The following is a 24,439-nucleotide window of genomic DNA, read 5'->3' as shown; positions in this document are numbered from 1 at the left end:
ATGCGCCCCGTTCACACGATTCCTCTGTAGTTCAGTCGGTAGAACGGCGGACTGTTAATCCGTATGTCACTGGTTCGAGTCCAGTCAGAGGAGCCAAATTTGAAAAGCCTGCTTTTAAAGCAGGCTTTTTGCTTTTGTGCAGATGATAAAAACTGCCCGGTGGCGCTACGCTTACCCGGCAAAAGTAGCGTCACATGCCAAGCTTAACCGGCATCCCCGATCGCCGCTCCAGTTCGGCTCCGGCCCCCTCATTGATTAGCTGCGCCCGCAACGCGGGAGTCATCGGCAGCGGCACCTTATTGGTTGATTCAAATTCGGCACGGTTACGCGAGAGCGGCTCGTGCACTTCCACCCAGCGGCTGCCGTCCGGCTCCGTTGTCACTTTTACGGGCTGATCGATAAGCTGCACGCGCGTGCCTGTCGGCACATTGTCGAAAAGGTATTTGATATCGTGATTACGCAGGCGAATGCAGCCCTGACTGACGCGCAGACCGATGCCGAAATTCGAGTTGGTACCGTGAATGGCATAAAGCCTGCCAATATAGATCGCGTACAACCCCATCGGGTTATCCGGCCCGGCGGGTACGAATGCGGGCAGCGTTTTCCCCTCTTTCGCATATTCACGCCGGGTGTTTGGCGTGGGCGACCAGGTTGGCCCTTCCTGCTTGCGCTCGACGGCTGTCACCCAGTTGCGTGGCGTTTCGCGCCCGGCCTGGCCAATACCGATGGGAAACACTTCAACGGTATTGCTGCCTGGCGGGTAATAGTAAAGGCGCATTTCCGCCACGTTTACCACGATGCCTTTGCGCACCGTATCGGGAAGAATGAGCTGCTGAGGTACCACCAGTCGGGTCCCGGATTGCGGTAAAAACGGGTCAACACCCGGGTTCGCCTCCAGCATGTTACTCAGCCCCTGCCCGTGCTGCGCGGCAAACGCTTCGAGCGGCAAGGTGTTCCCCTGTGGAACGGTAACAGTTATGGGTTCCCCCACCAGACGGCCACCATCAGAGGGTAATGGATAGGTTACGGCAAACGCCTCCGGAACAACGGCGCAAAGCGTAAGAACGAACGAGGCGAATCGAATCATAATGTCCTGTGTTCAAGCCTGCCGTCAGGCAGGCTGTTTGAGTTAATGCGATTACGCCACCGTTTTACGCCACCTGCGCGTTAGCGGTTTTTCCACTTCGACAATCAGGAACATCGCAAAGCCAATCAGGAACGTGATGACCCAGTAGCGGAACGGCAGTGCTTCGGTACCGAACAGCGTCTGCATGAAAGGCGCGTAGATAATAAGCAACTGTAGCACCAGTAATACACCGCTCACCACCCAAATACCTTTATTTGCCAGTAAGCCTTTGCTCAGGGAAAAACCGTCCGACACGCGGCAGTTAAGCATATAGAACCACTGCGCCGTCACCAGCATTTGCAGCAACACTGTACGGATAAACTCCGGTGAATAACCACGCGGCTGTAACCAGGCTTCCAGCACAAAGGCACTGATGGCAATCATCAGGCCAACGAAGACCACTCGCCAGATGGCAAAGCCGTCCATCACATGCAAATTTGGTTTACGCGGCGGACGGTTCATAATGTCCTTTTCACCTGCCTCAAACGCCAGCCCAAAGGAGAGCGTTGCCGATGTCGCCATGTTCATCCACAGGATCAGCACGGGCGTTAATGGGATCAGATTCCCTGCCAACAGAGCGATGATGATGAGCAATGCCTGGGCGATGTTGCTGGGAATAATGAACAGAATGGTCTTTTTCAGATTATCATAAACGCGACGCCCTTCGTTTACGGCCCTGGCAATGGTGGCAAAGTTGTCATCCGTGAGCACCATGTCAGCGGCCTCCTTGGTGACTTCCGTGCCCTTAATCCCCATCGCAATACCCACATCCGCGCGCTTGAGCGCAGGGGCATCGTTCACGCCGTCTCCGGTCATCCCCACCACCTCCTGCTTGCTTTGCAGGGCTTGTACCAGACGGAATTTATCTTCCGGGCTGGTTCGGGCAAAGATATCGTATTGTTGAGCCGCCTCGCTCAGCTGCCGGTCATCCATAGCCTCAAGCTCACGACCCGTAATGGCGCTTGCCGCATTACCTATACCCAGCATTTGGCCAATGCTCATCGCCGTTTGCGGGTGATCCCCGGTGATCATCTTCACGCGAATACCGGCCTGCAGGCAGTCGGCAATGGCGGTTATCGCCTCGGGACGCGGTGGATCCATCATACCGGCAATTCCGAGCAGAATGACGCCCTCCTGCAAGTCTGAGTGATCCAGTTCGCGTTGCCCGCTGACGGCAGGCTTCCAGGCAGCGGCCACCATACGCAACCCCTCCCGGGCATACTCTTCAATTTTGCCTTCCCAGTAAGACTGATCAAAAGGCTGCAACCCGGTGTTGGTCTGCTGGAACTGGCACAGGCGGAAAAGGACGTCCGGCGCACCGGTGATGAGGATCACCTCCTCATCGCCCAGGCGATAGAGTGTAGACATGTATTTATATTGCGAATCAAAGGGGATTTTACTGCGCATTTCGGTGTTAAGCGGCGGGAGCGGGATTTTCGCCGCCAGCACCTTCAGCGCGCCCTCTGTCGGTCCACCGGTGATTTTCCACAGTCCCTGCTCGTCTTTGATCAATTGACTGTCATTGCAGAGGTCAATGGTACGCAGATAGCGTTCCAGCAGGGAGCCCTGCGTAACGCTGACGGGTGTTGGGTCGTCAACGGGATGAATATTACCCACCGGCTCGTAACTGTCCCCCTCCACGCGATAGGTGGTGTCAGCGGTAATCAATGCTTTGACCGTCATTTCATTCATGGTCAGGGTACCGGTTTTATCCGAGCAGATAACCGTCATCGCGCCCAGCGTTTCCACCGTCGGCAGCTTACGAATAATGGCCTTGCGACGCGCCATAGCCTGTACGCCAAGCGAGAGAATGATGGAAATGATGGCCGGCAGGCCTTCCGGTACCGCCGCAACAGCAAGGCTGATAAGCGACAGCACCAACTCGGAAACCGCCATATCACGGAAAAGCAAACTAAAGACAAAAAGCGCCACCATCATCACCAGGATGGTGATGAAGATGGTCTTTCCGAGCTTATCCATTTGTACCATCAGCGGCGTACGATGCTTTTCAATGTCGGACATCATCTGATTAATATGGCCAAGCTCTGTCTCGCCACCGGTCGCCACGACTACCCCTTTGCCACCGCCGGAACTGACGGTGGTGCCTGAATAGAGCAGGTTATACCGGTCACCTAAAGGGAGTTCTCCGGTTAACGCATCGCTGTTTTTCTCAACTACGGTGGATTCACCGGTCAGGATGGCCTCCTCCACGCGAAGGTTATGCGCTTCGATCACGCGCAGATCCGCGGGGATACGATCCCCGGCGCGGATCACCACAATGTCGCCCGGCACTAGCGCTGTAGTAGGGATCGTTTCATGATTGCCCTGACGCACCACCACGGCTTCGCTGGAGAGCATATTGCGAATACTTTGCAGCGATTTTTCAGCATTGCTCTCCTGAATATGGCCAATCAACGCGTTAATAACAGCCACGCCGAGGATCACAAACATATCGACCCAATGCCCCATAATGAGCTTGAGTAACGCTGCTACCAGCAGCACGTAAATCAGGACATCGTTAAAATGGGCCAGGAAATTCAGCCACGCGGGCTTACCCTTTTTCTGCGGTAACGCATTCTCACCATACTGCTGGAGTCGGGCGGATGCCTCAGTGCTGCTCAGTCCCTCCGCAGTGGAGTCGACATTAGCCAGGGTGTCGTCAACAGTTTGTTGATAATACGGACGATCAGATTTTCCTGTTTTCATCGTTCCTTCCTCAGGTTCTTTTCAGAAATCACCTTGCTTTCATGCTATTAACGAATAACGAAAACAGGAACATGTGCATAACGAACAATACTTGCCGCCTCTGACCCTAACAAATGGGTTTGAATATTGGGGTTGCGGGAGCCGACAATAATTGCCCCAGCGGCAAGTTCATCTGCCAGCTTAATAACTTCATCACGTACATTCCCACTCCGAACATGAAGATGAACGTGTTCCTCAGGCAGATTCAGTTTTTTGACCAGGGCAGACAGCTTTTCTTTCGAATTATTAATCATATATTCATCCATTTTGCGCGCATCTGAAATAAAACCACGCGTCAGTTCGGCTGAAAATTTGGGCATGACGTGCAGCAAATGAATGTCACCCGATGCGCTTTGCGCCAGAAAATGAGCGTGCTCTAGCGCTTTGTCTGCCAGACTTGTCTCGTAGACATCCACCGGAACCAGAATGTTTTTATACATATCGTGCATCCTTTTTGTAACTAATATGATTGTGGCTGGAGCAAAAAAAGCATTAAATGCAGGGACTTGCTCTTAATGCCCGTTACAGGGAAAAGAGATGAATGATATTAAACGTAGCACAGGAATATCAGGATTAACGTGCCCCCACTGATAATGGTTATTTAACATTTATCTTTTCTCCAACTATGCTCATTGAAAGACGCTGCTTACGGCTCATGGAGGAATGAATGTACGGTTTAAGCCTTTTTCGTCTAGGTTTGTTTATCGCGCTTGCCATTATTGCCAGCACGGCAATTGGCCTATTTACCTATATGGTCGTCACTGTTCTGGCAGAATAGTGTCACCCCCTGCCCTTCTTACGGAATAAATAAAACAGTTATTTATTAGGGGAATACAGTGAACCGCTACCTCTCTCTTTTACCGTTCGTTATGTTAACGCTCACGGCGTGCGACCCGAAACCCAGGCAAGATGCTCCCCTGCCGCGCATGGTAAAAGTGGCGGAGGTGGCTGTTCCCGGTCATGCCCGGCAGCGCGTCTTTCCCGCCCGTATTGAATCAGGTGATGCGACCGACCTCTCCTTCAAGCGCGCGGGTCAAATCGAAGCACTGGATATACGTCAGGGCGCAACCATCAAGCAGGGGCAACAGCTAGCCAGATTAAACGCCCGTGAAGCGCAGCAGCGGGTTAACGACAGACAAACGGCGGCGACGCTGGCCCAGCGGCAGTTCGATCGCTTCCAGACGCTGGCGGGCCGCCAGGCTATCTCTAAAGCAGAAATGGACATACAGCGCGCGAACCGCGATTCGGCGAATGCGGCGCTGCAGATTGCCCGTGAAGAGCTGAATCAGATGACGCTCGTCGCCCCCTTTAGTGGAACAGTGGCCAGCGTGCATGTGCGAAAGCATCAGGTGGTATCGGCCGGTCAGCCCATTGCGACCCTGACCCGCACCGACCTGCTGGACGTGGTGTTTAGTCTTCCTGAGAACCTGTTTAAGACCTTTGATATCCGTAACGCGCAATATCGTCCCGTGGTAAGAATTAACGCCTTCCCGGATCGGGAGTTTACCGCTGTCTACAAAGAGCACTCAGGCAGTAGCGACAGTAACACCCTGACCTGGCAGGTGATACTCACCATGCCGCGCCCGGATGATTTTCCCGTGGTGGGAGGCGTAAGCGGTACGGTTACCATCAATTTAACCAACCTCCCGGCCGGTGCGGGCCCTCAGGCGCTGGTTGTACCGGTTGAGGCGGTCTTTAACCCGAATAACAGCCCGCGCAATGAGCCGCACGTCTGGGTCGTGGCGGGAGAAGGCGATGCGCTCCATCTTGAAGACCGCAAGGTCAGCGTGGGGCAAGTAACCACTGAGGGCGTGATAATCACCCGAGGGCTTAAAGCAGGCGAGCGTGTCGTGGCAGCTGGCGTGGGTGAACTTCATGCTAATCAGCCGGTACGTATCTGGACGCGTGAACGGGGACTGTAATGGATATCTCTCGCCAGTTTATCAATAACCCCATTCGCGTCTGGCTGACGATCCTGCTGCTGGGCGTGGGCGGCATTTTCGCCCTGCTGAACATTGGCAGGCTGGAAGATCCCGCCTTTACCATAAAAACCGCGGTGGTGATCACCCACTATCCCGGCGCCTCCGCTCAGCAGGTTGAAGAGGAGGTCACGCTACCGCTAGAGAATGCCCTTCAGCAGCTGCCCTATCTGGACAACGTGAGCTCCATCTCTTCCAACGGCCTGTCGCAAATCACCGTGAACATCGCCTCACGTTATCATTCGAACGAACTGCCGCAGATCTGGGACGAACTGCGCCGTCGCGTGGGCGATGCTTCGCGCCAGTTCCCGCCCGGCGTCGTGACGCCCTTCGTGAATGATGATTTTGGCGATGTGTTCGGCTTTTTCTTCGCGATTTCCGGGGATGAATTCAGCAATCCTGAACTGGTGAGATATGCCGAGCAGCTGCGGCGCGAACTGATTCTGGTCCCCGGCGTCGGTAAGGTTGCCATCGGCGGGGCCATCAGCCAGCAGGTCAATATCGATATATCCCTGACCAAAATGGCGGCCCGCGGCATCACGCTGAACCAGCTTTCCGCCCTGCTCAGCAGGCTTAACGTCGTTTCCAGCGCCGGAGAAATCACCTCGGGAACGGAATCCATTCGTCTGCATCCAACCGGTGAGTTCGAAAATCTTGATGAACTGGCGGATCTCATCATTACCCCTTCCGGCACCGGGGCGGCGACGCGTCTGCGGGATATCGCCACGCTGTCGCGCGGGCTGAACGAATCGCCCGCCAGTATCTATCATGCCAACGGCAGGAAAGCCGTTACCATGGGCGTCTCGTTTATTCCCGGCGTGAACGTGATCGACGTGGGACACGCGCTGGAGGCAAAGCTCAACCAGATGTCAGCGGAAAAACCGGCAGGGATACACATCGACCTGTTCTACGATCAGGCCGCCGAAGTGGGGCACTCTGTAAATGGTTTTATCATTAACTTCCTGATGGCGCTGGCGATTGTTATCGGCGTGCTGCTGATCTTTATGGGTGTCCGCAGCGGGATCATCATCGCGTTTTCCCTCGCACTTAACGTGCTGGGCACGCTGCTCATCATGTATCTGTGGGGTATTGAGCTGCAGCGCATCTCGCTCGGCGCGCTGATTATCGCCCTCAGTATGCTGGTGGATAATGCCATCGTGATCGTTGAAGGGGTGCTGATTGCGCGTCAGCAAGGTTCCCCGCTGTTAACCGCCATTAACTACATCATCCGTCGTTCCGCCCTGCCGCTGCTGGGGGCGACGGTGATCGCCATCCTCGCGTTTGCGCCTATCGGGCTGTCCCAGGACTCTACCGGGGAATACTGTAAATCCCTGTTCCAGGTACTGCTGATTTCCCTGATGCTGAGCTGGTTCTCGGCGCTCACCATCACGCCGGTGCTGATCACATGGTGGTTGTTTAAAAACGACAGCGCGCCGGAAAAAAGTGACGAGGCAGACCCTTACGACAAACGCCTCTATCGACTTTACCGGCGCCTGCTTAACGCGCTGCTGCACCGGAAAGCGCCGACGCTCATCGTGATGGCTGCGCTGCTGGCAGCGTCAGTCTGGGGTTTTGGTGCCGTGCGGCAAAACTTCTTCCCGTCGTCAAATACGCCCATTTTCTTTGTCGACCTCTGGCTACCCTACGGCACCGATATTAAATGGACCGAGAAGATGACCGGCGATATCGAGAAAACCATCAACGGCCAGCCCGGCGTGGAAACCACCGTCTCAACCATCGGTCAGGGCAGCATGCGGTTTATTCTGACCTACAGCGGACAGCGGCAGTACAGCAACTATGCCCAAATCATGGTAAGAATGGATGACCAGCGCAACATCTCCGCATTGACGCGCCACGTCGATGAGTACATTGCGCGAAACTATCCGCAGGTAAACGCCAGCACCAAACGCGTGATGTTTGGTCCCTCTGGCGACAGCGCCATTGAGGTGCGCATCAAGGGCCCCGATCCTGACAGGTTGCGTCTGATTGCCAGCCAGGTGGACGAGATCCTGGCGCGCGACCCGGCCACGGCAAGCGTGAGAAACGACTGGCAAAACCGCAGCAAGGTGCTCCGTCCGCAGTACGTCGCCGCACTGGGACGCGAGCTTGGCGTGGATAAGCAGGACGTCGACAACGCGCTGGAGATGAATTTCTCCGGCAGCCGGGCGGGATTATATCGGGAAGGCAGTGACCTGCTTCCGGTCGTGGTACGCCCGCCGGAACGCGAACGGCTGGACGCGAATCACCTGAACAACGTGCTGGTATGGAGTCAGACCCGGCAGCAGTATATCCCGCTGAGTAATGTCGTCAGCCGCTTCTCGCTGGAATGGGAAGATCCGCTTATTTTGCGACGCGACCGCTCGCGGGTGCTGACCGTTCAGACCGACCCCGATCCGCTTAGCCAGCAAACGTCAGGCGATATTCTCGCCCGGGTGAAGCCGCGCATTGACGCCCTCGCCCTGCCCCACGGCTACAGCATTGAGTGGGGAGGCGATGCGGAAAACTCCAGCGAAGCACAACAGGGGATCTTTACCACGCTGCCGATCGGGTTCCTGGTGATGTTTGTCATCACCGTTTTGATGTTCAGCTCGGTGAAAAACGCCGTTGCCATCTGGCTGACCGTGCCGCTGGCGCTGATTGGCGTCACGCCGGGATTCTTAATCACTGGTATTCCGTTCGGCTTTATGGCGCTGATTGGCCTGCTGAGCCTGAGCGGGATGCTGATCCGCAACGGCATTGTGCTGGTGGAAGAGATCGAGCAGCAGAAAGCGCATAAAGGTCAGCACGAGGCGATTGTTTATGCTGCCACCTCGCGCCTGCGCCCCATTCTGCTCACCGCATTTACCACCGTACTGGGCCTGGCTCCGCTGCTGCTGGACGTTTTCTTCCAGAGCATGGCCGTTGTGATTATGTTTGGACTGGGGTTTGCTACAATCCTGACGCTGCTGGTACTTCCCGTAATTTACGCGTGCTTCCATCGTAAGGACAAAGCGGAACAACAATGAATGCGACAGGCCTGAACATTATCAAGACGCTGGGCTGTATGACGGCGGTAACCTTTTTCACCATCTACAATACGTGGGATCATTATGATTATGACTATCACTGGATCCTGGGGTTTTTAACCTTTATCTCGACCATCGCCACGCCGCTGTTTTTTGTGGTCGCGGGCTACCTCGACGGCCAGTCCCGGCACGGCACCCGCTGGCAACTGGGCAAAATTAAAAGCCTGGTGATTGTCTTTCTGTTCTGGATAACGATCTATTACCTGTGGGAGCCGTATCAACGCGGGTATTTAATTCAGCCGTGGTTCGTGTTTGCGTTTGTGGTTATTTACAGCTTCCACCCGGTGGTGGAGTGGCTTAGCCAGCGGCGCGCGTTGTTCTGCGGCGTAATTGCCTGTCTGCTGCTCTTCTCCTACGGGTATGATTTACTTTCAGCGCTCTATCCCGACGTCCACCTCCTTTCCCTTTCGCCACAGTACCGCCTGTGGACGTGGTTACTGTTTTACCTGACGGGGCAGCTTTTCTGCGATCCCAACATCTCCGGGTGGATTAGCCGCAAGAATGTGGTCAGGACGGCGGTAATCGCCATCCCGTTTATTTATCTCTTCACCTGGTTTTACGAGCGCCACTTCTTTTTTGCCCTGTTCAAGGCCGACAGAAACGCCTTTATTCTTACAGGTTCGCAAATCTACATTCTGATTATTGCGCTGGTGATTGCGGCGAATGGTGTGCGCTTTCGCCGCAATGCTGAGTTTAAAGAGTCGGTCCTGGCCGCCATCAGCAAAACGATGACCGGCGTGTACATTGTCCACTACTCGGTGTTTCACCTGCTGACAGCGCTGATACCGGTGACGTCTCTCGGCATGAAGCTGACGCTAATCGTCCTCACCTTCATCACCTCAGTTCTGTTTTCCATGCTGATACTGTCTAACGCGGTGGCAAAAAAGGTGATCACCCTTTAAAAGCCGAGACGCAGCCAGGCAAAGAGCACGTTACCGTTGTTATAGGTTCCAGGAATATAAGTGAACTGGACGGTAACGCGCTTATACCCGGCAGAGAACAGCGGGAAGATAAACGGCAGGGGCACATAGTTAGCAAAATCATCGCGCGCCGTGATGCCCGCTGCGGCACCGAGCCCAAGCCGGAAGTCCTGGGCATTATCCAGGTACCAGCCCTTCTCCCAGCCGTAGCCCATCGCGGGTTGCCATTCATTGTGCGAATCTTTGAACATCATGGCGAAGAGCGCGCTCCAGTTGCCCTCTTCGTTATAGCGGGACACGCCCAGTCCCCCGCCCCACGGCATTTCGTTATAATTGTCGGTTTTTTCTTTGTCGTACATAAAACGGGCGTGCCAGCTCAGAAACGGAAGGTAAAGATCGTATCGCTCTGGTTGATGCCAGGTCTGGGAAATATCCTCCGTCAGCGCATTCCACCAGCGGCTGATACGCTGCTCACCATAAACGCCGGGTTCCGCATGAAGCGGGAAAATAAATACAAACAGTGCCATCCAAAGTGCTGGAAAGAGGCGTTGCATAGATATTTCCTCAGCTTAAGTCACACAGTATCTCTAATACTTTAAACCATTCAGCACGAACCGGTGCCAAACAGACCGATTTATATTGCGGCCCGTGCAGATGAAATTTTTTTATTCAGCACCCTCAGGAAGGATAAAAACGTTTTCTCATGTCCCCTGTCGCGGTAGTCTCATATCTTCCGCCAATAACGCGGCGGCTATGTGAGTAACCTTTTCTTATACCAATAAATAAAAAATCAGTGCAGACAGGACAACTATGGACTCCACCCTCATCTCCACACGTCCCGGCGAGGGGACACCTTGCCTTAACCGTGCCCGCCGCGCTGCCTTTGGCAGCTTCGCCGGGGCCGTCGTGGACTGGTATGATTTTTTGCTCTACGGCATCACCGCCGCTCTGGTGTTTAACCGCGAATTCTTTCCGCAAATTAGCCCGGCTATGGGCACGCTCGCCGCGTTTGCCACCTTTGGCGTCGGGTTTCTGTTCCGCCCGCTGGGCGGGGTGATCTTCGGCCACTTCGGCGACCGCCTTGGCCGCAAACGTATGCTGATGCTCACCGTCTGGATGATGGGGATCGCCACTGCGCTGATCGGTATTTTGCCGTCGTTTGCCACGATTGGCTGGTGGGCTCCGGTACTGCTGGTCACCCTGCGCGCCATTCAGGGCTTTGCCGTGGGCGGCGAATGGGGCGGCGCGGCGCTGTTATCGGTCGAAAGTGCACCGAAAAACAAGAAAGCGTTCTACAGCAGCGGCGTGCAGGTCGGCTACGGCGTGGGTCTGTTGCTCTCCACCGGGCTGGTGTCGCTTATCAGTCACTTCACTACCGATGCGCAGTTTCTGAGCTGGGGCTGGCGCATTCCGTTCATCTTCAGCATCGTGCTGGTTATCGCCGCGCTGTGGATCCGTAACGGAATGGAAGAGTCCGCCGAGTTTGAACAGCAGCGGGAAAACCCCGTTGCCAGAAAACGGCTGCCGGTGATGGAGGCGCTCATCCGCCATCCTGGCGCTTTTCTGAAAATTATCGCCCTGCGCCTGTGTGAACTGCTGACGATGTATATCGTTACCGCATTTGCCCTCAACTATTCCACGCAGAACCTTGGCCTTCCCCGTGAGCTGTTCCTGAATATCGGTCTGCTGGTGGGCGGGATCAGCTGTCTGACAATCCCCTGCTTCGCCTGGCTCGCGGACCGGTTTGGCCGTCGCCGCGTCTATATTACCGGTGCGCTGATTGGATCCCTCAGCGCCTGGCCGTTCTTTATGGCACTGGAGGCGCAGTCGGTCTTCTGGATAGTCTTCTTTGCCATTATGCTCGCCAACATTGCCCACGACATGGTGGTCTGCGTGCAGCAACCGATGTTTACCGAACTGTTCGGCGCCAGCTACCGCTACAGTGGGGCGGGTGTGGGATACCAGGTGGCGAGCGTCGTGGGCGGCGGATTTACGCCGTTTATTGCCGCCGCACTGGTAACGTTCTCCGGCGGAAACTGGCACAGCGTGGCGATCTACCTGCTGGCAGGCTGCCTGCTGTCGGCCGCCACAGCGCTGGTGATGAAAGAGACACACCATCCCTGATCTCCCTTTTGTTTCACAGGCGTGTGACATACTATCGGGTATAGCAGCACACCTGTGGAACAAGGAGACAGACATGAATAATAAGGGCTCCAGCCTGACCCCGGCTCAGGCACTGGAAAAACTCGACGCGCTGTACGAACAGTCCGTCAATGCGCTGCGCAGCGCCATCAGTGAGTACATCGAAACAGGGAAACTTCCCGATGAAAAGGCCAGAACCCAGGGCCTTTTTGTTTATCCATCGCTCTCTGTCACCTGGGACGGCAGCGCCAGCACCACGCCAAAGACCCGTGCCTACGCGCGTTTTACCCACTCCGGCTGCTACAGCACCACCGTGACCCGCCCTGCGTTGTTCCGTCCTTACCTTGAGGAACAACTCACTCTGCTCTATCAGGACTACGGCGCACACATTGCCGTTGAGCCATCACAGCATGAAATCCCGTATCCGTACGTGATTGACGGTTCGGCGTTAACGCTCGATCGCTCCATGAGCGCAGGGCTGACGCGCCATTTCCCAACAACCGAGCTGTCGCAGATTGGCGATGAGACCGCCGACGGCATTTATCATCCGGCGGAATTTTCTCCCTTGTCGCATTTCGACGCCCGCCGGGTGGATTTCTCCCTGGCGCGCCTGCGCCACTACACCGGGACGCCAGCCGAACATTTCCAGCCGTTTGTGCTGTTTACCAACTACACCCGCTATGTCGACGAGTTTGTCCGCTGGGGCTGTAGCCAGATCCTGGATCCGGAGAGCCCTTATATCGCCCTCTCCTGCGCGGGCGGGATCTGGATCACCGCGGAAACCGAAGCGCCTGAGCAGGCTATCTCCGATCTGGCGTGGAAGAAGCACCAGATGCCAGCCTGGCACCTGATCACCGCCGACGGCCAGGGCATCACGCTTATCAACATCGGTGTGGGTCCGTCAAACGCCAAAACCATCTGCGACCATCTGGCGGTGCTGCGCCCGGACGTCTGGCTGATGATTGGTCATTGCGGCGGGCTGCGTGAAAGCCAGCTGATTGGCGACTACGTGCTGGCCCACGCCTACCTGCGTGATGACCACGTGCTTGACGCCGTGCTCCCGCCGGACATCCCGATCCCGAGCATCGCCGAAGTGCAGCGCGCGCTGTACGACGCCACCAAAGAGGTGAGCGGCATGCCGGGTGAAGAGGTCAAACAGCGTCTGCGTACCGGCACGGTCGTCACGACAGATGACCGTAACTGGGAGCTGCGTTACTCCGCCTCTGCCCTGCGCTTTAACCTGAGCCGCGCGGTGGCGATTGATATGGAAAGTGCCACCATTGCCGCACAAGGTTATCGCTTCCGTGTGCCTTACGGCACGCTGCTGTGCGTTTCCGATAAACCGCTGCACGGTGAAATCAAGCTTCCGGGACAGGCAAACCGGTTCTACGAAGGGGCGATATCCGAACACCTGCAAATCGGCATTCGTGCCATTGATTTACTGCGGGCGGAAGGTGACCGGCTGCACTCGCGCAAGCTGCGTACCTTTAACGAACCGCCATTCCGCTGATAACAATAAGGAAAAATAATGCACAACACATCACCGTTATCGGCCCTGCGTCAGTGGCTACAGGAAAATCAACTCGACGGGATGATCGTCCCGCGCGCGGATGCCTGGCAGAGCGAATACTGCGCACCGTATGATGAAAAACTGGCCTGGCTCACCGGCTTCGACGGCTCGGCGGGGCTGGCGCTGGTGCTAAAAGACAAAGCCCTGCTTTTTGTCGATGGCCGCTATCAGGTTCAGGCCCGCGTGCAGGTCAACATGGATGAAGTAGAGATCCACCATCTGCACAACGAGCCGCTGGCACAATGGCTGACGGCAAATGTTGAAGCTGGCACGCGTATTGGTTTTGAAGCGCTGCTGATGACCAATGCCGACTATGAGACGCTGTCTGCGACACCGTGTGAGATGGTGCCGCTTAACCAGTCACCGTTTGATACGTTATGGACCGATCGCCCTGCCGCTCCGGCGGGGCTTATCCGCGAGATGCCGGTTGAAATCAGTGGCGAAAGCAGCGCCGATAAACGTCAGCGCGTCGCCGCCGTGCTGGCCGCGAACAATGCCGATTATCTGGCCGTGACCCTGCCGGATAACATTGCCTGGCTGCTTAACGTGCGCGGTTCAGATATTCCCACCAGCCCGGTTCCGCTCTCCTTTGCCCTGCTGAGTCGGGACGGTAGCGTCGAGTGGTTTGTTAACGACAATAAACTCAGTGACCTGCCTGATAGCGTGCGAAACGCGTTCACCATTGCGCCGCAGGATGCCTTTATTGAACGCTGCCAGCACCTTTCTCACGGTAAACGGGTCATGCTAGATGCCGGTTCAGCGCCAGTGGCCCTGCGTTTTGCCATTGAGCCAGACGGTGACATTCTCTGGCAAACCGACCCTATCACCCTGATGAAGGCCAATAAAAATCCGGTAGAACTGACGGGTTACCGGGAGTGTCATCATCAGGACGGTGCCGCGTGGGTCAATTTCCTGGCCTGGCTGAGCCGTGAAGTGCCCGCACGTGCGGCAGCAGGTCAGCCGGTGACAGAGCTGGAGGCCCAGGCACAGCAACTCGCGTTTCGCGAGCGGCAGCCCGGTTTCATTGAGCAAAGTTTTGCGACCATTTCGGCCTCGTCCAGCAATGCGGCAATGTGCCACTACCACTCAAGCGAAGCCAGCAACAAGCCCATCGGCCATGACCACTTCTATCTGAATGATTCCGGTGGTCAGTACCATAACGGTACCACTGACGCCACGCGTACCCTGGCATGGGGCAAGGTCAGCCCGCAGCAGCGATTACACTACACCGCCGTGCTGAAAGGCTTTCTGTCGCTGATTACCCTGCAGTTCCCGTCCGGCACTCAGGGGCATCAGCTGGATGCCTTTGCACGTCGACCGCTCTGGGAGTTGGGGCTGGATTTCGATCACGGAACGGGTCATGGCGTGGGTCATCAATTGCTCATCCATGAGAACCCACATCGTATTGCCAAAAAGGTCAACCCATGGCCGCTGGTGGCAGGCAATATTATGACCATCGAGCCGGGATACTATCTGGCGGACAGCCATGGGATCCGCATTGAAAACCAGGTCGAGATTGTGGAGAGCCGTCCTGGATTCTGCAAGTTTGCCTCGCTGACGCTGATCCCAATCGATCTCAGCCAGGTCGAACTCAATCTGTTGAACGAGCAGGAAAAGCAGTGGCTGGATGAGTATCACCAGCAGGTGCGCGAGGCACTGTCACCGTTGGTGGAGAGCGACGCGCGTCCGTGGCTGGTGGAAGCGACAGCACCGATTCGTGTTAACCGGTAGTGCGGTTTATTGCCGGGTGGCGGCTTCCAGAACGCACAAAAGCAAAAAGCCTGCTTTAAAAGCAGGCTTTTCAAATTTGGCTCCTCTGACTGGACTCGAACCAGTGACATACGGATTAACAGTCCGCCGTTCTACCGACTGAACTACAGAGGAATCGTGTGAACGGGGCGCATATTATCGATGCTACCCGAGGTTGTCAAAGGCAGAATGCAGATTTCCGATCGTTTGCCGATTTATTCAACATTTCGCACATTTGTCAGGCATTGTGTCGCGGATATTTCCAGAGCCAGCGCCCACTTACCATCCGCCAGTAGAACAATGCCCCACGCACGGCCCAGTCAAGGAACATCCCCAGCCAGACACCGACAACCCCCATACCGAGCATGACCCCCAGCGTATAACCCGCCACCACGCGGCAACCCCACATACCGAGCATGGATACCCACATCGCAAAGCGGGCATCGCGGGCCCCTTTTAACCCGGCAGGGAGTACCCAGGAGGCCGCCCAGATGGGCATAAAGGCCGCGTTGAGCCAAATGAGGATCTTAACGACCTCTTTGACATCGTCTTCGTGGGTATAGAACGAGGCCATCAGCCCGGCAAAGGGGGCACTCCCCCAGGCAATGAGCGTCAGACCGATGGTCGACAGCCAGAAGACATGGCGCAGCTGCCGCTCCGCCTGCCCTATCTGCCCTTTACCGAGTCGTTTACCGGTGATAATGGTGGAGGCCGACCCGAGGGCGTTGCCCGGCAGGTTAATCAGGGAGGCGATGGAAAAGGCTATAAAGTTACCGGCAATCACATCTGTCCCCATACCGGCAACAAACATCTGGGTAAGCAGTTTACCGCCGTTGAACAGTACCGACTCGATACTGGCAGGAATACCAATCCCCATCACTTCCCAGATAATGGCGAAGTTAAAGGGTCGGAAGTAGCTTTTTAACGTGAGGCGCAGCGACGGCGTAATCCCCGCCATCAACACCCCGAGGATGGCTGCCGCACCAATGTAGCGGGAGATGGTGAGCCCCAGGCCTGCGCCAACAAATCCCATTCCCTCCCAGGAGAAAACACCGTAGATCAGGACACTACTGATCATGATATTCAGGATGTTCATTCCGCCGTTGATCAGCAAAGGAATTTTGGTGTTGCCTGCCCCGCGCAGCGCGCCGCTACCGATCAGCGCGATGGCCGCGGCCGGATAGCTTAAGACCGTCATTTCCAGATAGGTCAGCGCCAGATCCTTAACTTCATTCGTCGCTTCACCCGCGACAAAATCGATTATCTCTTTGCCGAAATAGTGGATCACCGCCGCCAGGATGATTGAAAAAATGGTCATGATCATCAGCGACTGCCGGGCGGCTTCGCGCGCACGCTTCGGATCCAGCTTGCCCAGGCTAAAGGCCACCACCACCGTGGTGCCAAGATCGATAGCGGCAAAGAAAGACATCACCACCATGTTAAAACTGTCCGCCAGCCCAACCCCGGCCATCGCCTCTTTACCCAGCCAGCTCACCAGGAAGGTGCTCAACACCCCCATCAGCAGAACGCAGGTATTCTCCAGAAAAATAGGTACGGCAAGCGGGGTGATTTCACGCCAGAACAGAACACGATAACTTTTACGTTTTGCATACCATGGCGTGCGCATAATCGCCTGGCGGAGAGTGGCAGTAACGTTCAAAATGGACCTTAGCGAGAAAAGTTGAAACTCCATTTCAAATGATGGGGGAGAAAAGCTCATCCTGCAAAGTATTTTCCATAAAAAGATGTCTGGATTTGCAACAAACTGATGACAGAATCGGCAATCGATCGCTAATCACTAAGATCAGGTTTGACAAAAGTTTTTTCGCCGCTAAGATAAGCCTCCACAACGATTCCTCTGTAGTTCAGTCGGTAGAACGGCGGACTGTTAATCCGTATGTCACTGGTTCGAGTCCAGTCAGAGGAGCCACATTCTGAAAAGCCCGCTTTTAAAGCGGGCTTTTTGCTTTTCTGGTGAGGAAAACATGGACTCTTTGTTTGTCTACGGTACGTTACGCCCGGGTCACTCAAATGCACATATTCTCGAAAACATCGGCGGCGAATGGCAGGCCGGTTTTGTCACCGGGACGTTTTATGCGCGTGGCTGGGGTGCTGCGGCGGATTTTCCGGGTATCGTGCTGCACGCCGATGGTCCGTGCGTAGAAGGCTATCTCTTTACCTCCAGCAACCTCCAGGCACACTGGCCGATGCTGGATGAATTTGAAGACGGTTACGATCGGGTCGAGGTCATGGTGACCACCGCCGAAGGTGACCAGGTTAAGGCCTGGATCTACCAGCTACAGCCGCGCTCTGTGTAATAAAAAAGGCTCTCTGTCACCAGAGAGCCTTTTTTTGCAATCAGCTGCGATTATTCGCTTTTGGCTTCAGCGTTTTTGATTTCGCCCATCACTTTCAGCTTCTTGGAGATGTCACGACGCTCTTTAGACAGCTCAGCGTTTTTGATGATGTAATCATCAACGCGGTCTTCGTAGTCGCTCTTCATGCTGGCGATGATACCCTGGATGGCTTCAACGCTCATACCTGGCTTGATGTAGTCGCTCAGGTTATCCAGCAGCAGAACACGTTTCTGGTTGTCACGGATCTTCTTCTCAACGTCCTGGATTTCACGCTGCAGTTTGTTTTTGCGGCGGAACAGGCGGACGAATTCCAGAACATCCTGGAACGAAGGCTTGGTAGTTTCCATTTTTACACCCCTGATAATGTGAGATTCGGATTCGTTAAAGCAACCGTTGTAACAGTAACCTTACTGACAGCGGTTGCGAATGACAATGAGTATATCGTTTAAAACTATCATAACCCCAATTGATGCTGAATCGAAGCAGCAGCCGTCACATATGGCGATAGCTGCTCTTTATTTGCGCAATGCCCGGCAAATGAGATGCGACAGCAACTCAAGCTGACGCGCCAGTTCCATGCTCAGCCAGACGTAGCCATGAATTGGGGTTTCCGCCACGTTGTCGCTCTGACGCTCGTTGATCAGCTGTTTCAGTTCGGCAACGATCTCATTCAGACGCTCGCTGTTCGCGAGGATAGGTTGCGGGTTACCTTCATAAAGGGCATGAGCGATGGTCAGCAGGGTTTGTTGCGTCATCTGCTGCGTCTCCTTCAGCGTCTGTGCGTTCAGCATCAACAGATGGCTGGGGCGTGAGGCCCAGTGTGCGTTGATTTGCAGCTCAAGCATGCAGACCAGATTGCGGCTCACGGTCTGGATAGCTTCGAAAATCGATTTCTGGATATGGGTCTCTTTGCTGGCCGGGGTAATCAGACCGCGCATTCTGACCACATCATTAAGGATCTGCTGGAGGTGCTTCTCCAGCCGGGGACGTTCTACCAGATTCGGTGAAAAACCGGCCTGGTAGACGCGGTTAAAGGCGGTGACGTAGTTTGCCATCTGGATGCGCCAGTGCAGGAAAGCGCGCTGCGGCCAGATACCGGTGAACAGCATCGCCAGCAGTGAACCAAGGATGACATCCCCGCTTCGCCACAGTGCCGTGGTCATATCACCCGCTGGCGCGCCGACCACCACGGCGAGGGTGATACCAATCAGCAGTGCCTGATAGGGCTTTTTACCCAGCGCCAGCCAGCCGCAGAGGAACATGGCGACACCGCACCAGGCCAGCATCACCGGAAATGAAATCAGCTCCAGCTTCAGGGCAATCAGCCCAAGGACTGAGCCTAAAACCGTACCGCCAATGCGCTCGAAGGCGCGGGGGACAACGTTCCCCCAAAACGAGATTGGCCCCATGACGACCACCAGCGTGATCAGCGGCCACGTTCCTTCAGGAACATCCAGCAAACGGACCAGCACAAACGTCAGAAGGAATGCCAGCGCAATACGGCACCCGTGGACCACGCGATAGTGTTTATACAGCCGAATTTCGAAAGATGTTAATGATTTGTCGGGACGCACACCCGCTCTCCAGCTACACGGCAAATCACAATTGTACTGCGTTTTCAGCCGGACGGATCACATCCGGCTGAAAAACCCTACAGTCGACAGGACTATCTCGCTTTATGCTCTACGGCGATAAACATTTCGATGTCCCAGTATCCGTCAGCGTTGCCATCATTGAGATAGCGCTCGAAGCACGGTTTAAGCGCCATCTGGTATTTATTGTCCTGCAGGAGGGAATTAAAGAACTGATACCACGGGGTGGCGAAGTCGTAGTTTTCAACACGTGCTTTCGCGACGGCGTAATCTCCGGCAGCAATTTCCGTCATCATGACGCCTTCGCTGTTTTCCGGGATCACGAAATCGTCCGGCACCGTAACGGCCGTATCGCAGCGCAGTTTTTCTGCCGGGACTTCGTCCGGATTATCGTAGTACACCGCAACCCACTCCAGTGGCTGAATGTGACGGCCATCGACCCACATGACCAGCTGTTCGAAGCCCTGTTTTACCGTGTGTTCCCATGGCCCGACCAGGTGAAAACCGGCAATCTTACGTTTCTTTTCCTGCCTGATGCTGTAATCCATACTGCCTCCATTTATTACTGTATATTTATACACTATAAAGCAGAATTTATATTATCGGCAAACGGGGAGTGTTTATTATGTGAGCAGACTCGCAACCCTGCCAGTCTGCTCAAAAAGGTTAGATTTTGTGGTGCAGATAATCACTTAGACGGGAGAAAAGGCCACCTTTATCAACACGCTCAAGCGTCACCAGCGGCCAGTGAGCGACCACCTTGTCACGGTCGTATAACTGGATTTCGCCGACCCGCTGATGCGCGGCAATCGGCGCTTCCAGCTCTTTTTTATCCAGCACGTATTTTGCCTTGATGTTCGGTACTTCAGCTTTCGGTAATGCCAGCCAGAAATCCTGGTCGGTGCCCAGGTTCACCTGTTCTTTATCGCCGTACCAGATCCGCTCGGTGCCCACTTTTTTACCGTTATGCAGGATCTGCACGGTATCAAAATTCTGTTGCCCCCAGTGCAGCAGTTTACGGGCCTGATCCTCACGTCCTTTCGGACTGTCTGCCCCCATCACCACGGCGATCAAGCGACGCTGACCGTCCACGGCGGAAGCAATCAGGTTAAATCCGGCCCCTGACGTGTGCCCCGTTTTCAGACCATCTACGTTCATGGTCTTATCCCACAGCAGGCCGTTACGGTTTTGCTGCGTGATCCCGTTCCAGGTCAGGCTCTTTTCGCTGTACATATGGTAAAACTCAGGCTCGCCGTGGATGATGGCCCTGGACAGCACGGCCAGGTCATACGCAGAACTGTGCTGGCCCGGGGCATCCAGACCATGAACGGTTTCAAAGTGCGTATCGCGCAGATTCAGCTTTTGCACATAGTCGTTCATCATCTTTACGAACTGCGGCTGACCACCGGCCACGTGATCCGCCAGCGCCACACAGGCATCGTTGCCGGAATCCACAATCAGGCCGCGGCTGAGATCGCGCACAGAAACGCGGTCACCCTCTTTCAGGAACATCAGTGACGAACCATCAAATACCGGGTTACCTTTTGCCCACGCGTCGCGCCCGACGGTGACAATGTCATCCGGGGAAATGCGGTGGCTATCAATAGCGCGGTCAACAACGTAGCCGGTCATCAGCTTGGTAAGGCTCGCCGGATTGCGTTGTTGATGTTCGTTGCCCGCCGTTAAGATTTGACCCGTAGTGTAATCCATCAGTACCCAGGAACCGGCCTGAATGGCCGGGGGCTGCGGCGAAAAATCCAGTGGATCGGCCGCAAAAGCAGATGAGACACTCGAAGCGAGTAAAGAAACAGCAATAAACAGACGGCGTTTCAACGGTATATCCTCAGGTCATTAAAAATCGATGACCTTTTTACGGGAGTTCTGTTGTCGTTACCTGGCTTAATTGCAAAAAAATGTGACAGGAAGCATGTTTTGCCCTGAAGTACGCTCGCAAATTTGCAGCATGACGGTGCTTTTTATTCGGTCTGCTCCTCACGATCGTTTACCATAGTGGTGTCACTTTTTAACAGGATGGTATTACTGGTGTCTGACTCTGCCGCACGCCCGACTTTTTTGTTCCACGACTATGAAACCTTCGGCACCCACCCGGCGCTGGATCGGCCGGCGCAGTTTGCCGCCATCCGTACCGACGACGAATTCAATATCATTGGCGAGCCAGAGGTTTTTTACTGCAAACCTGCCGATGACTACCTGCCGCAGCCCGGCGCGGTCATGGTCACCGGGATAACCCCCCAGGAAGCGCGGGAAAAAGGCGTTAACGAGGCAGAGTTCGCCCGCCGTATCCACGATCTGTTTACCGTTCCCCATACCTGCGTGGTTGGGTACAACAATATCCGTTTCGATGATGAAGTGACGCGCAACATTTTCTACCGCAACTTCTACGATCCCTACGCCTGGAGCTGGCAGAACCGCAATTCGCGCTGGGATTTACTCGACATTATGCGCGCTTGCTATGCGCTGCGTCCGGAGGGGATTAACTGGCCGGAGAACGAAGACGGATTGCCAAGCTTCCGGCTGGAGCACCTGACGCGCGCCAACGGCATTGAGCACAGTAATGCCCACGACGCGATGGCCGACGTCTACGCCACCATTGCCATGGCGAAGCTGGTCAAAACCGCACAACCTCGTCTGTTTGAGTATCTGTTGAGTCATCGCAGCAAGCAGAAACTGATGACGCTGATTGATGTGCCGCAGATGAAACCGCTGGTGCATATCTCCGGCATGTTTGGTGCCTGGCGCGGCAACACAAGCTGGGTGGCACCGCTGGCCTGGCACCCGGATAACCGTAACGCGGTCATCATGGTGGATTTAGCCGGGGATATCTCCCCGCTGCTGGAGCTCGACAGCGATACCTTGCGTGAGCGCCTCTATACCCCGAAAGATGCGCTGGGAGATCTGCCCGCGGTGCCGGTCAAACTGGTGCATATCAATAAATGTCCGGTATTGGCGCAGGCCAATACGCTGCGCCCGGAGGATGCCGACAGGCTCGGGATCAACCGTCAGCACTGCCTGGATAACCTTAAAGTACTGCGCGAAAATCCGCAGGTGCGCGAGAAAGTCGTCGCCATATTTGCCGAAGCCGAGCCATTCGTGCCGTCCGAAAACGTGGATGCGCAGCTGTATAACGGCTTCTTCAGCGATGCCGACCGGGCTGCCATGAACATCGTGCTGCAGACCGAACCGCGTAACCTGCCCGCGCTGGACATCACCTTTGCGGATAAACGCATTGAGAAGCTGATGTTTAACTACCGCGCGCGTAACTATCCCGGCACGCTGGATGAAGCTGAGCAGGAACGCTGGCTGCAGCATCGGCGTAATGTGTTTACGCCGGAATATCTGCACGGGTATGCGCAGGAGCTGGAGATGCTTTACGGCCAATACGAAGGGAATGAAGAGAAGCAAGCGCTACTGAAAGCACTGTTCAAGTACGTACAAGAGATCGTCTGAAATTCAGCGATAAAAAAACCGGAGCCGATGGTCTCCGGTTTTTTTTGCCCGGTGGCGCTGCGCTTACGCGGGCCTACGGGTTTTGTCGGTCGGGTAAGCGTAGCCGCCACCCGACACGGTATTACGCAACGTCTTCGTACTGAGGTACCGGGTTACGGAAGCTCTTCGTGACGCAGGCCAGATAAACGAGACCGATACCCGCCCAAATCAGGCCAAGCACCATTGAGCTCTCTTCCAGGTTAACCCACAGTGCACCCACAGTCAGCGCACCGCACATCGGCAGGAACAGATACTGGAAGTGATCTTTCAGCGTTTTGTTACGCTTTTCACGGATCCAGAACTGAGAGATAACCGACAGGTTAACAAAGGTGAACGCCACCAGCGCACCGAAGTTAATCAGCGCAGTTGCCATCACCAGGTCAAAGTTGATTGCCAGCAGCGCAATCGCACCTACCAGGATGATGTTCATCGCCGGCGTACGCCAGGTTGGATGCACGTAGCCGAAGAAGCTTTTCGGGAATACGCCATCACGACCCATTACGTACATCAGACGCGCAACGCCTGCGTGCGCGGCCATACCCGATGCCAGTACGGTGATGGTGGAGAAAATCAGCGCGCCAACCTGGAATGCTTTACCCGCCACGTAGAGCATAATTTCCGGCTGAGAGGCATCCGGATCCTTGAAGCGGGAGATATCCGGGAAGTACAGCTGCAGGAAATAGGTCGAGAAGATAAAGATCAGACCGCCAATCAGCGCCGTCAGGAAGATAGCACGCGGAATAACACGCTCTGCATCTTTGGTTTCTTCAGACAGGTTGCTGATACCGTCAAAACCGGTAAAGGAGAAGCACAGAATGGTTGCCCCGGTAATCATCGGGATCACATGCGCATCACCAGACCAGAACGGCTTGCTGCTCGCCAGGGTGCCTGCGCCTTCGCCATTGAATACGCCATAAATGACCATACCGAGGATCACGGCAATCAGGACAACCTGAAGCACAACGATAACGGAGTTAAAGTTGGCAACAGATTTGATGCTGCGCAGGTTAAAGGCCGTCATAAAGGCCACCAGCGCCACGACGAACATCCAGGATGGGATCGACGGCACCAGTGCTTCAAAGTAAATTTTCGCCAGCAGAATGTTGATCATCGGCGCGAACAGATAGTCGAGCAGCGACGACCAGCCCACCATAAAGCCAACGGTAGGACTGATGGATTTCTGGGCATAGGTGTAGGCAGAACCGGCAGACGGATAACGACGAACCAGTTTACCGTAGCTCAGTGCGGTAAAGAGGATCGCGACCAGCGCGAAGGCGTACGCGGTCGGCACATGACCGTCTGTGAGGCCTGATACGATACCGAATGTATCGAACAGCGTCATTGGTTGCATATAGGCAAGGCCCATCATAACAACCGGAATCAACGTAAGTGTTTTACGTAATTCCACGCGAGAGGTGTTTGGAGTTGCGTTATGCGACATAGTTATTCTCCTTTACGGTGATAACCGCCACGTAAGCGAAAAATTGCCCCATTTCTTTCTTCCTCAGCGACAACAACTGTCGGATTTTAGTAAATATCTATCCGGTACGAAGCCCGGCCTCTTGGTTTTTAGTTTCGTTTCATACATGCAAAAAAAAATAACCGACGCCTTTTATATCGTCGATTATTCATTTGGTTGCTGCGGCGCATTTTGCCCCACATCAGATACAAAACGCAATACTTTACA

Annotated in this window: 19 protein-coding genes and 3 tRNA genes; 10 read left to right on the top strand and 12 right to left on the bottom strand. The window is 55.0% G+C overall.

The window, feature by feature from the left end:
- Positions 1–20 precede the first annotated feature (20 nt).
- Positions 21–96: transfer RNA gene (locus NQ842_RS09125), tRNA-Asn, on the top strand.
- A 94-nt stretch (positions 97–190) separates the two neighbouring features.
- On the opposite strand, the gene ldtA is transcribed toward NQ842_RS09125, so the two are convergent.
- From ldtA to NQ842_RS09110, 3 genes are read right to left on the bottom strand one after another with little or no spacing between them, the layout of a single operon-like run.
- Positions 191–1,087, bottom strand: coding sequence for a L,D-transpeptidase (ldtA, locus tag NQ842_RS09120; RefSeq protein WP_063424884.1), 897 nt, complete (start codon positions 1,085–1,087; stop codon positions 191–193).
- A gap of 51 nt (positions 1,088–1,138) precedes the next feature.
- Entirely contained in the window at positions 1,139–3,832 is a 2,694-nt protein-coding gene (locus tag NQ842_RS09115) for a cation-transporting P-type ATPase (protein WP_063412204.1), read from the bottom strand.
- A gap of 47 nt (positions 3,833–3,879) precedes the next feature.
- Positions 3,880–4,311 carry a universal stress protein gene (locus tag NQ842_RS09110; RefSeq protein ID WP_046888382.1) on the bottom strand — a complete coding sequence of 144 codons (432 nt, stop codon included), beginning with the start codon at positions 4,309–4,311 and terminating at the stop codon, positions 3,880–3,882.
- Positions 4,312–4,707: 396 nt separating this feature from the next.
- Between NQ842_RS09110 and NQ842_RS09105 the strand changes: the two genes are divergently transcribed.
- Genes NQ842_RS09105 through NQ842_RS09095 form a run of 3 tightly spaced genes read left to right on the top strand, consistent with a single transcriptional unit; the run spans position 4,708 to position 9,817 of the window.
- A complete protein-coding gene (locus NQ842_RS09105; protein ID WP_014832577.1) occupies positions 4,708–5,793 on the top strand; it encodes an efflux RND transporter periplasmic adaptor subunit in 1,086 nt (361 codons plus the stop codon).
- Positions 5,793–8,855, top strand: coding sequence for an efflux RND transporter permease subunit (locus NQ842_RS09100; protein WP_014832578.1), 3,063 nt, complete (start codon positions 5,793–5,795; stop codon positions 8,853–8,855). Before NQ842_RS09105 ends, NQ842_RS09100 begins: the two co-directional genes overlap by 1 nt.
- A complete protein-coding gene (locus NQ842_RS09095; protein WP_014832579.1) occupies positions 8,852–9,817 on the top strand; it encodes an acyltransferase in 966 nt (321 codons plus the stop codon). The genes NQ842_RS09100 and NQ842_RS09095 overlap by 4 nt, the downstream gene beginning before the upstream one ends.
- Here the strand turns inward: NQ842_RS09095 and pagP are convergent.
- Complete coding sequence (gene pagP / locus NQ842_RS09090) at positions 9,814–10,389, bottom strand: lipid IV(A) palmitoyltransferase PagP (RefSeq protein WP_014832580.1); 576 nt, start codon at positions 10,387–10,389, stop codon at positions 9,814–9,816. The two genes, NQ842_RS09095 and pagP, sit on opposite strands and share 4 nt — an antisense overlap.
- 256 nt (positions 10,390–10,645) lie before the next feature.
- Here pagP and shiA point away from each other — a divergent pair, with 256 nt between their 5' ends.
- The 3 genes from shiA to NQ842_RS09075 all read left to right on the top strand — a co-directional run bounded on the left by shiA (position 10,646) and on the right by NQ842_RS09075 (position 15,278).
- Positions 10,646–11,959: a shikimate transporter gene (gene shiA, locus NQ842_RS09085; RefSeq protein WP_014832581.1), complete on the top strand. Its 1,314-nt coding sequence runs from the start codon at positions 10,646–10,648 to the stop codon at positions 11,957–11,959.
- A gap of 73 nt (positions 11,960–12,032) precedes the next feature.
- Complete coding sequence (locus NQ842_RS09080) at positions 12,033–13,487, top strand: AMP nucleosidase (RefSeq protein ID WP_013097832.1); 1,455 nt, start codon at positions 12,033–12,035, stop codon at positions 13,485–13,487.
- 18 nt (positions 13,488–13,505) lie between these two features.
- Complete coding sequence (locus NQ842_RS09075) at positions 13,506–15,278, top strand: aminopeptidase P family protein (protein ID WP_257256757.1); 1,773 nt, start codon at positions 13,506–13,508, stop codon at positions 15,276–15,278.
- A gap of 77 nt (positions 15,279–15,355) precedes the next feature.
- Here the strand turns inward: NQ842_RS09075 and NQ842_RS09070 are convergent.
- Together NQ842_RS09070 and emmdR are read right to left on the bottom strand one after the other, a co-directional pair.
- Positions 15,356–15,431: transfer RNA gene (locus NQ842_RS09070), tRNA-Asn, on the bottom strand.
- Positions 15,432–15,534: 103 nt separating this feature from the next.
- Entirely contained in the window at positions 15,535–16,989 is a 1,455-nt protein-coding gene (gene emmdR, locus NQ842_RS09065) for a multidrug efflux MATE transporter EmmdR (RefSeq protein WP_014832583.1), read from the bottom strand.
- A gap of 161 nt (positions 16,990–17,150) precedes the next feature.
- Between emmdR and NQ842_RS09060 the strand changes: the two genes are divergently transcribed.
- Positions 17,151–17,226, top strand: a tRNA-Asn gene (locus tag NQ842_RS09060).
- Between the two features lie 55 nt (positions 17,227–17,281).
- The gene (locus tag NQ842_RS09055) at positions 17,282–17,614 is read left to right on the top strand and encodes a gamma-glutamylcyclotransferase family protein (RefSeq protein WP_014832584.1); all 333 of its coding nucleotides are present in this window, start codon (positions 17,282–17,284) and stop codon (positions 17,612–17,614) included.
- Between the two features lie 50 nt (positions 17,615–17,664).
- On the opposite strand, the gene NQ842_RS09050 is transcribed toward NQ842_RS09055, so the two are convergent.
- The 4 genes from NQ842_RS09050 to dacD form a co-directional block, all read right to left on the bottom strand.
- Positions 17,665–18,000: a DUF496 family protein gene (locus tag NQ842_RS09050; RefSeq protein ID WP_010432067.1), complete on the bottom strand. Its 336-nt coding sequence runs from the start codon at positions 17,998–18,000 to the stop codon at positions 17,665–17,667.
- A gap of 168 nt (positions 18,001–18,168) precedes the next feature.
- Positions 18,169–19,227, bottom strand: a complete 1,059-nt coding sequence (locus NQ842_RS09045) for an FUSC family protein (RefSeq protein ID WP_257256756.1) — start codon at positions 19,225–19,227, stop codon at positions 18,169–18,171.
- Positions 19,228–19,319: 92 nt separating this feature from the next.
- Positions 19,320–19,793: a DNA gyrase inhibitor SbmC gene (sbmC, locus tag NQ842_RS09040; RefSeq protein WP_050860243.1), complete on the bottom strand. Its 474-nt coding sequence runs from the start codon at positions 19,791–19,793 to the stop codon at positions 19,320–19,322.
- Positions 19,794–19,911: 118 nt separating this feature from the next.
- Positions 19,912–21,078: a serine-type D-Ala-D-Ala carboxypeptidase DacD gene (gene dacD, locus NQ842_RS09035; RefSeq protein WP_014832587.1), complete on the bottom strand. Its 1,167-nt coding sequence runs from the start codon at positions 21,076–21,078 to the stop codon at positions 19,912–19,914.
- Between the two features lie 198 nt (positions 21,079–21,276).
- On the opposite strand from dacD, the gene sbcB reads away from it, so the two are divergent.
- Positions 21,277–22,713, top strand: a complete 1,437-nt coding sequence (gene sbcB, locus NQ842_RS09030) for an exodeoxyribonuclease I (protein WP_369701520.1) — start codon at positions 21,277–21,279, stop codon at positions 22,711–22,713.
- Positions 22,714–22,834: 121 nt separating this feature from the next.
- Here the strand turns inward: sbcB and plaP are convergent, their stop codons facing one another.
- Positions 22,835–24,193: a putrescine/proton symporter PlaP gene (gene plaP / locus NQ842_RS09025; protein ID WP_257256755.1), complete on the bottom strand. Its 1,359-nt coding sequence runs from the start codon at positions 24,191–24,193 to the stop codon at positions 22,835–22,837.
- Complete coding sequence (yoeI, locus tag NQ842_RS09020) at positions 24,183–24,245, bottom strand: membrane protein YoeI (protein ID WP_099458931.1); 63 nt, start codon at positions 24,243–24,245, stop codon at positions 24,183–24,185. Before yoeI ends, plaP begins: the two co-directional genes overlap by 11 nt.
- Between the last annotated feature and the right edge of the window lie 194 nt (positions 24,246–24,439).

Source organism: Enterobacter cloacae complex sp. R_G8, assembly GCF_024599795.1.
GTDB lineage: Bacteria > Pseudomonadota > Gammaproteobacteria > Enterobacterales > Enterobacteriaceae > Enterobacter > Enterobacter dissolvens.
This window is presented reverse-complemented; position numbering and strand designations above follow the sequence as displayed.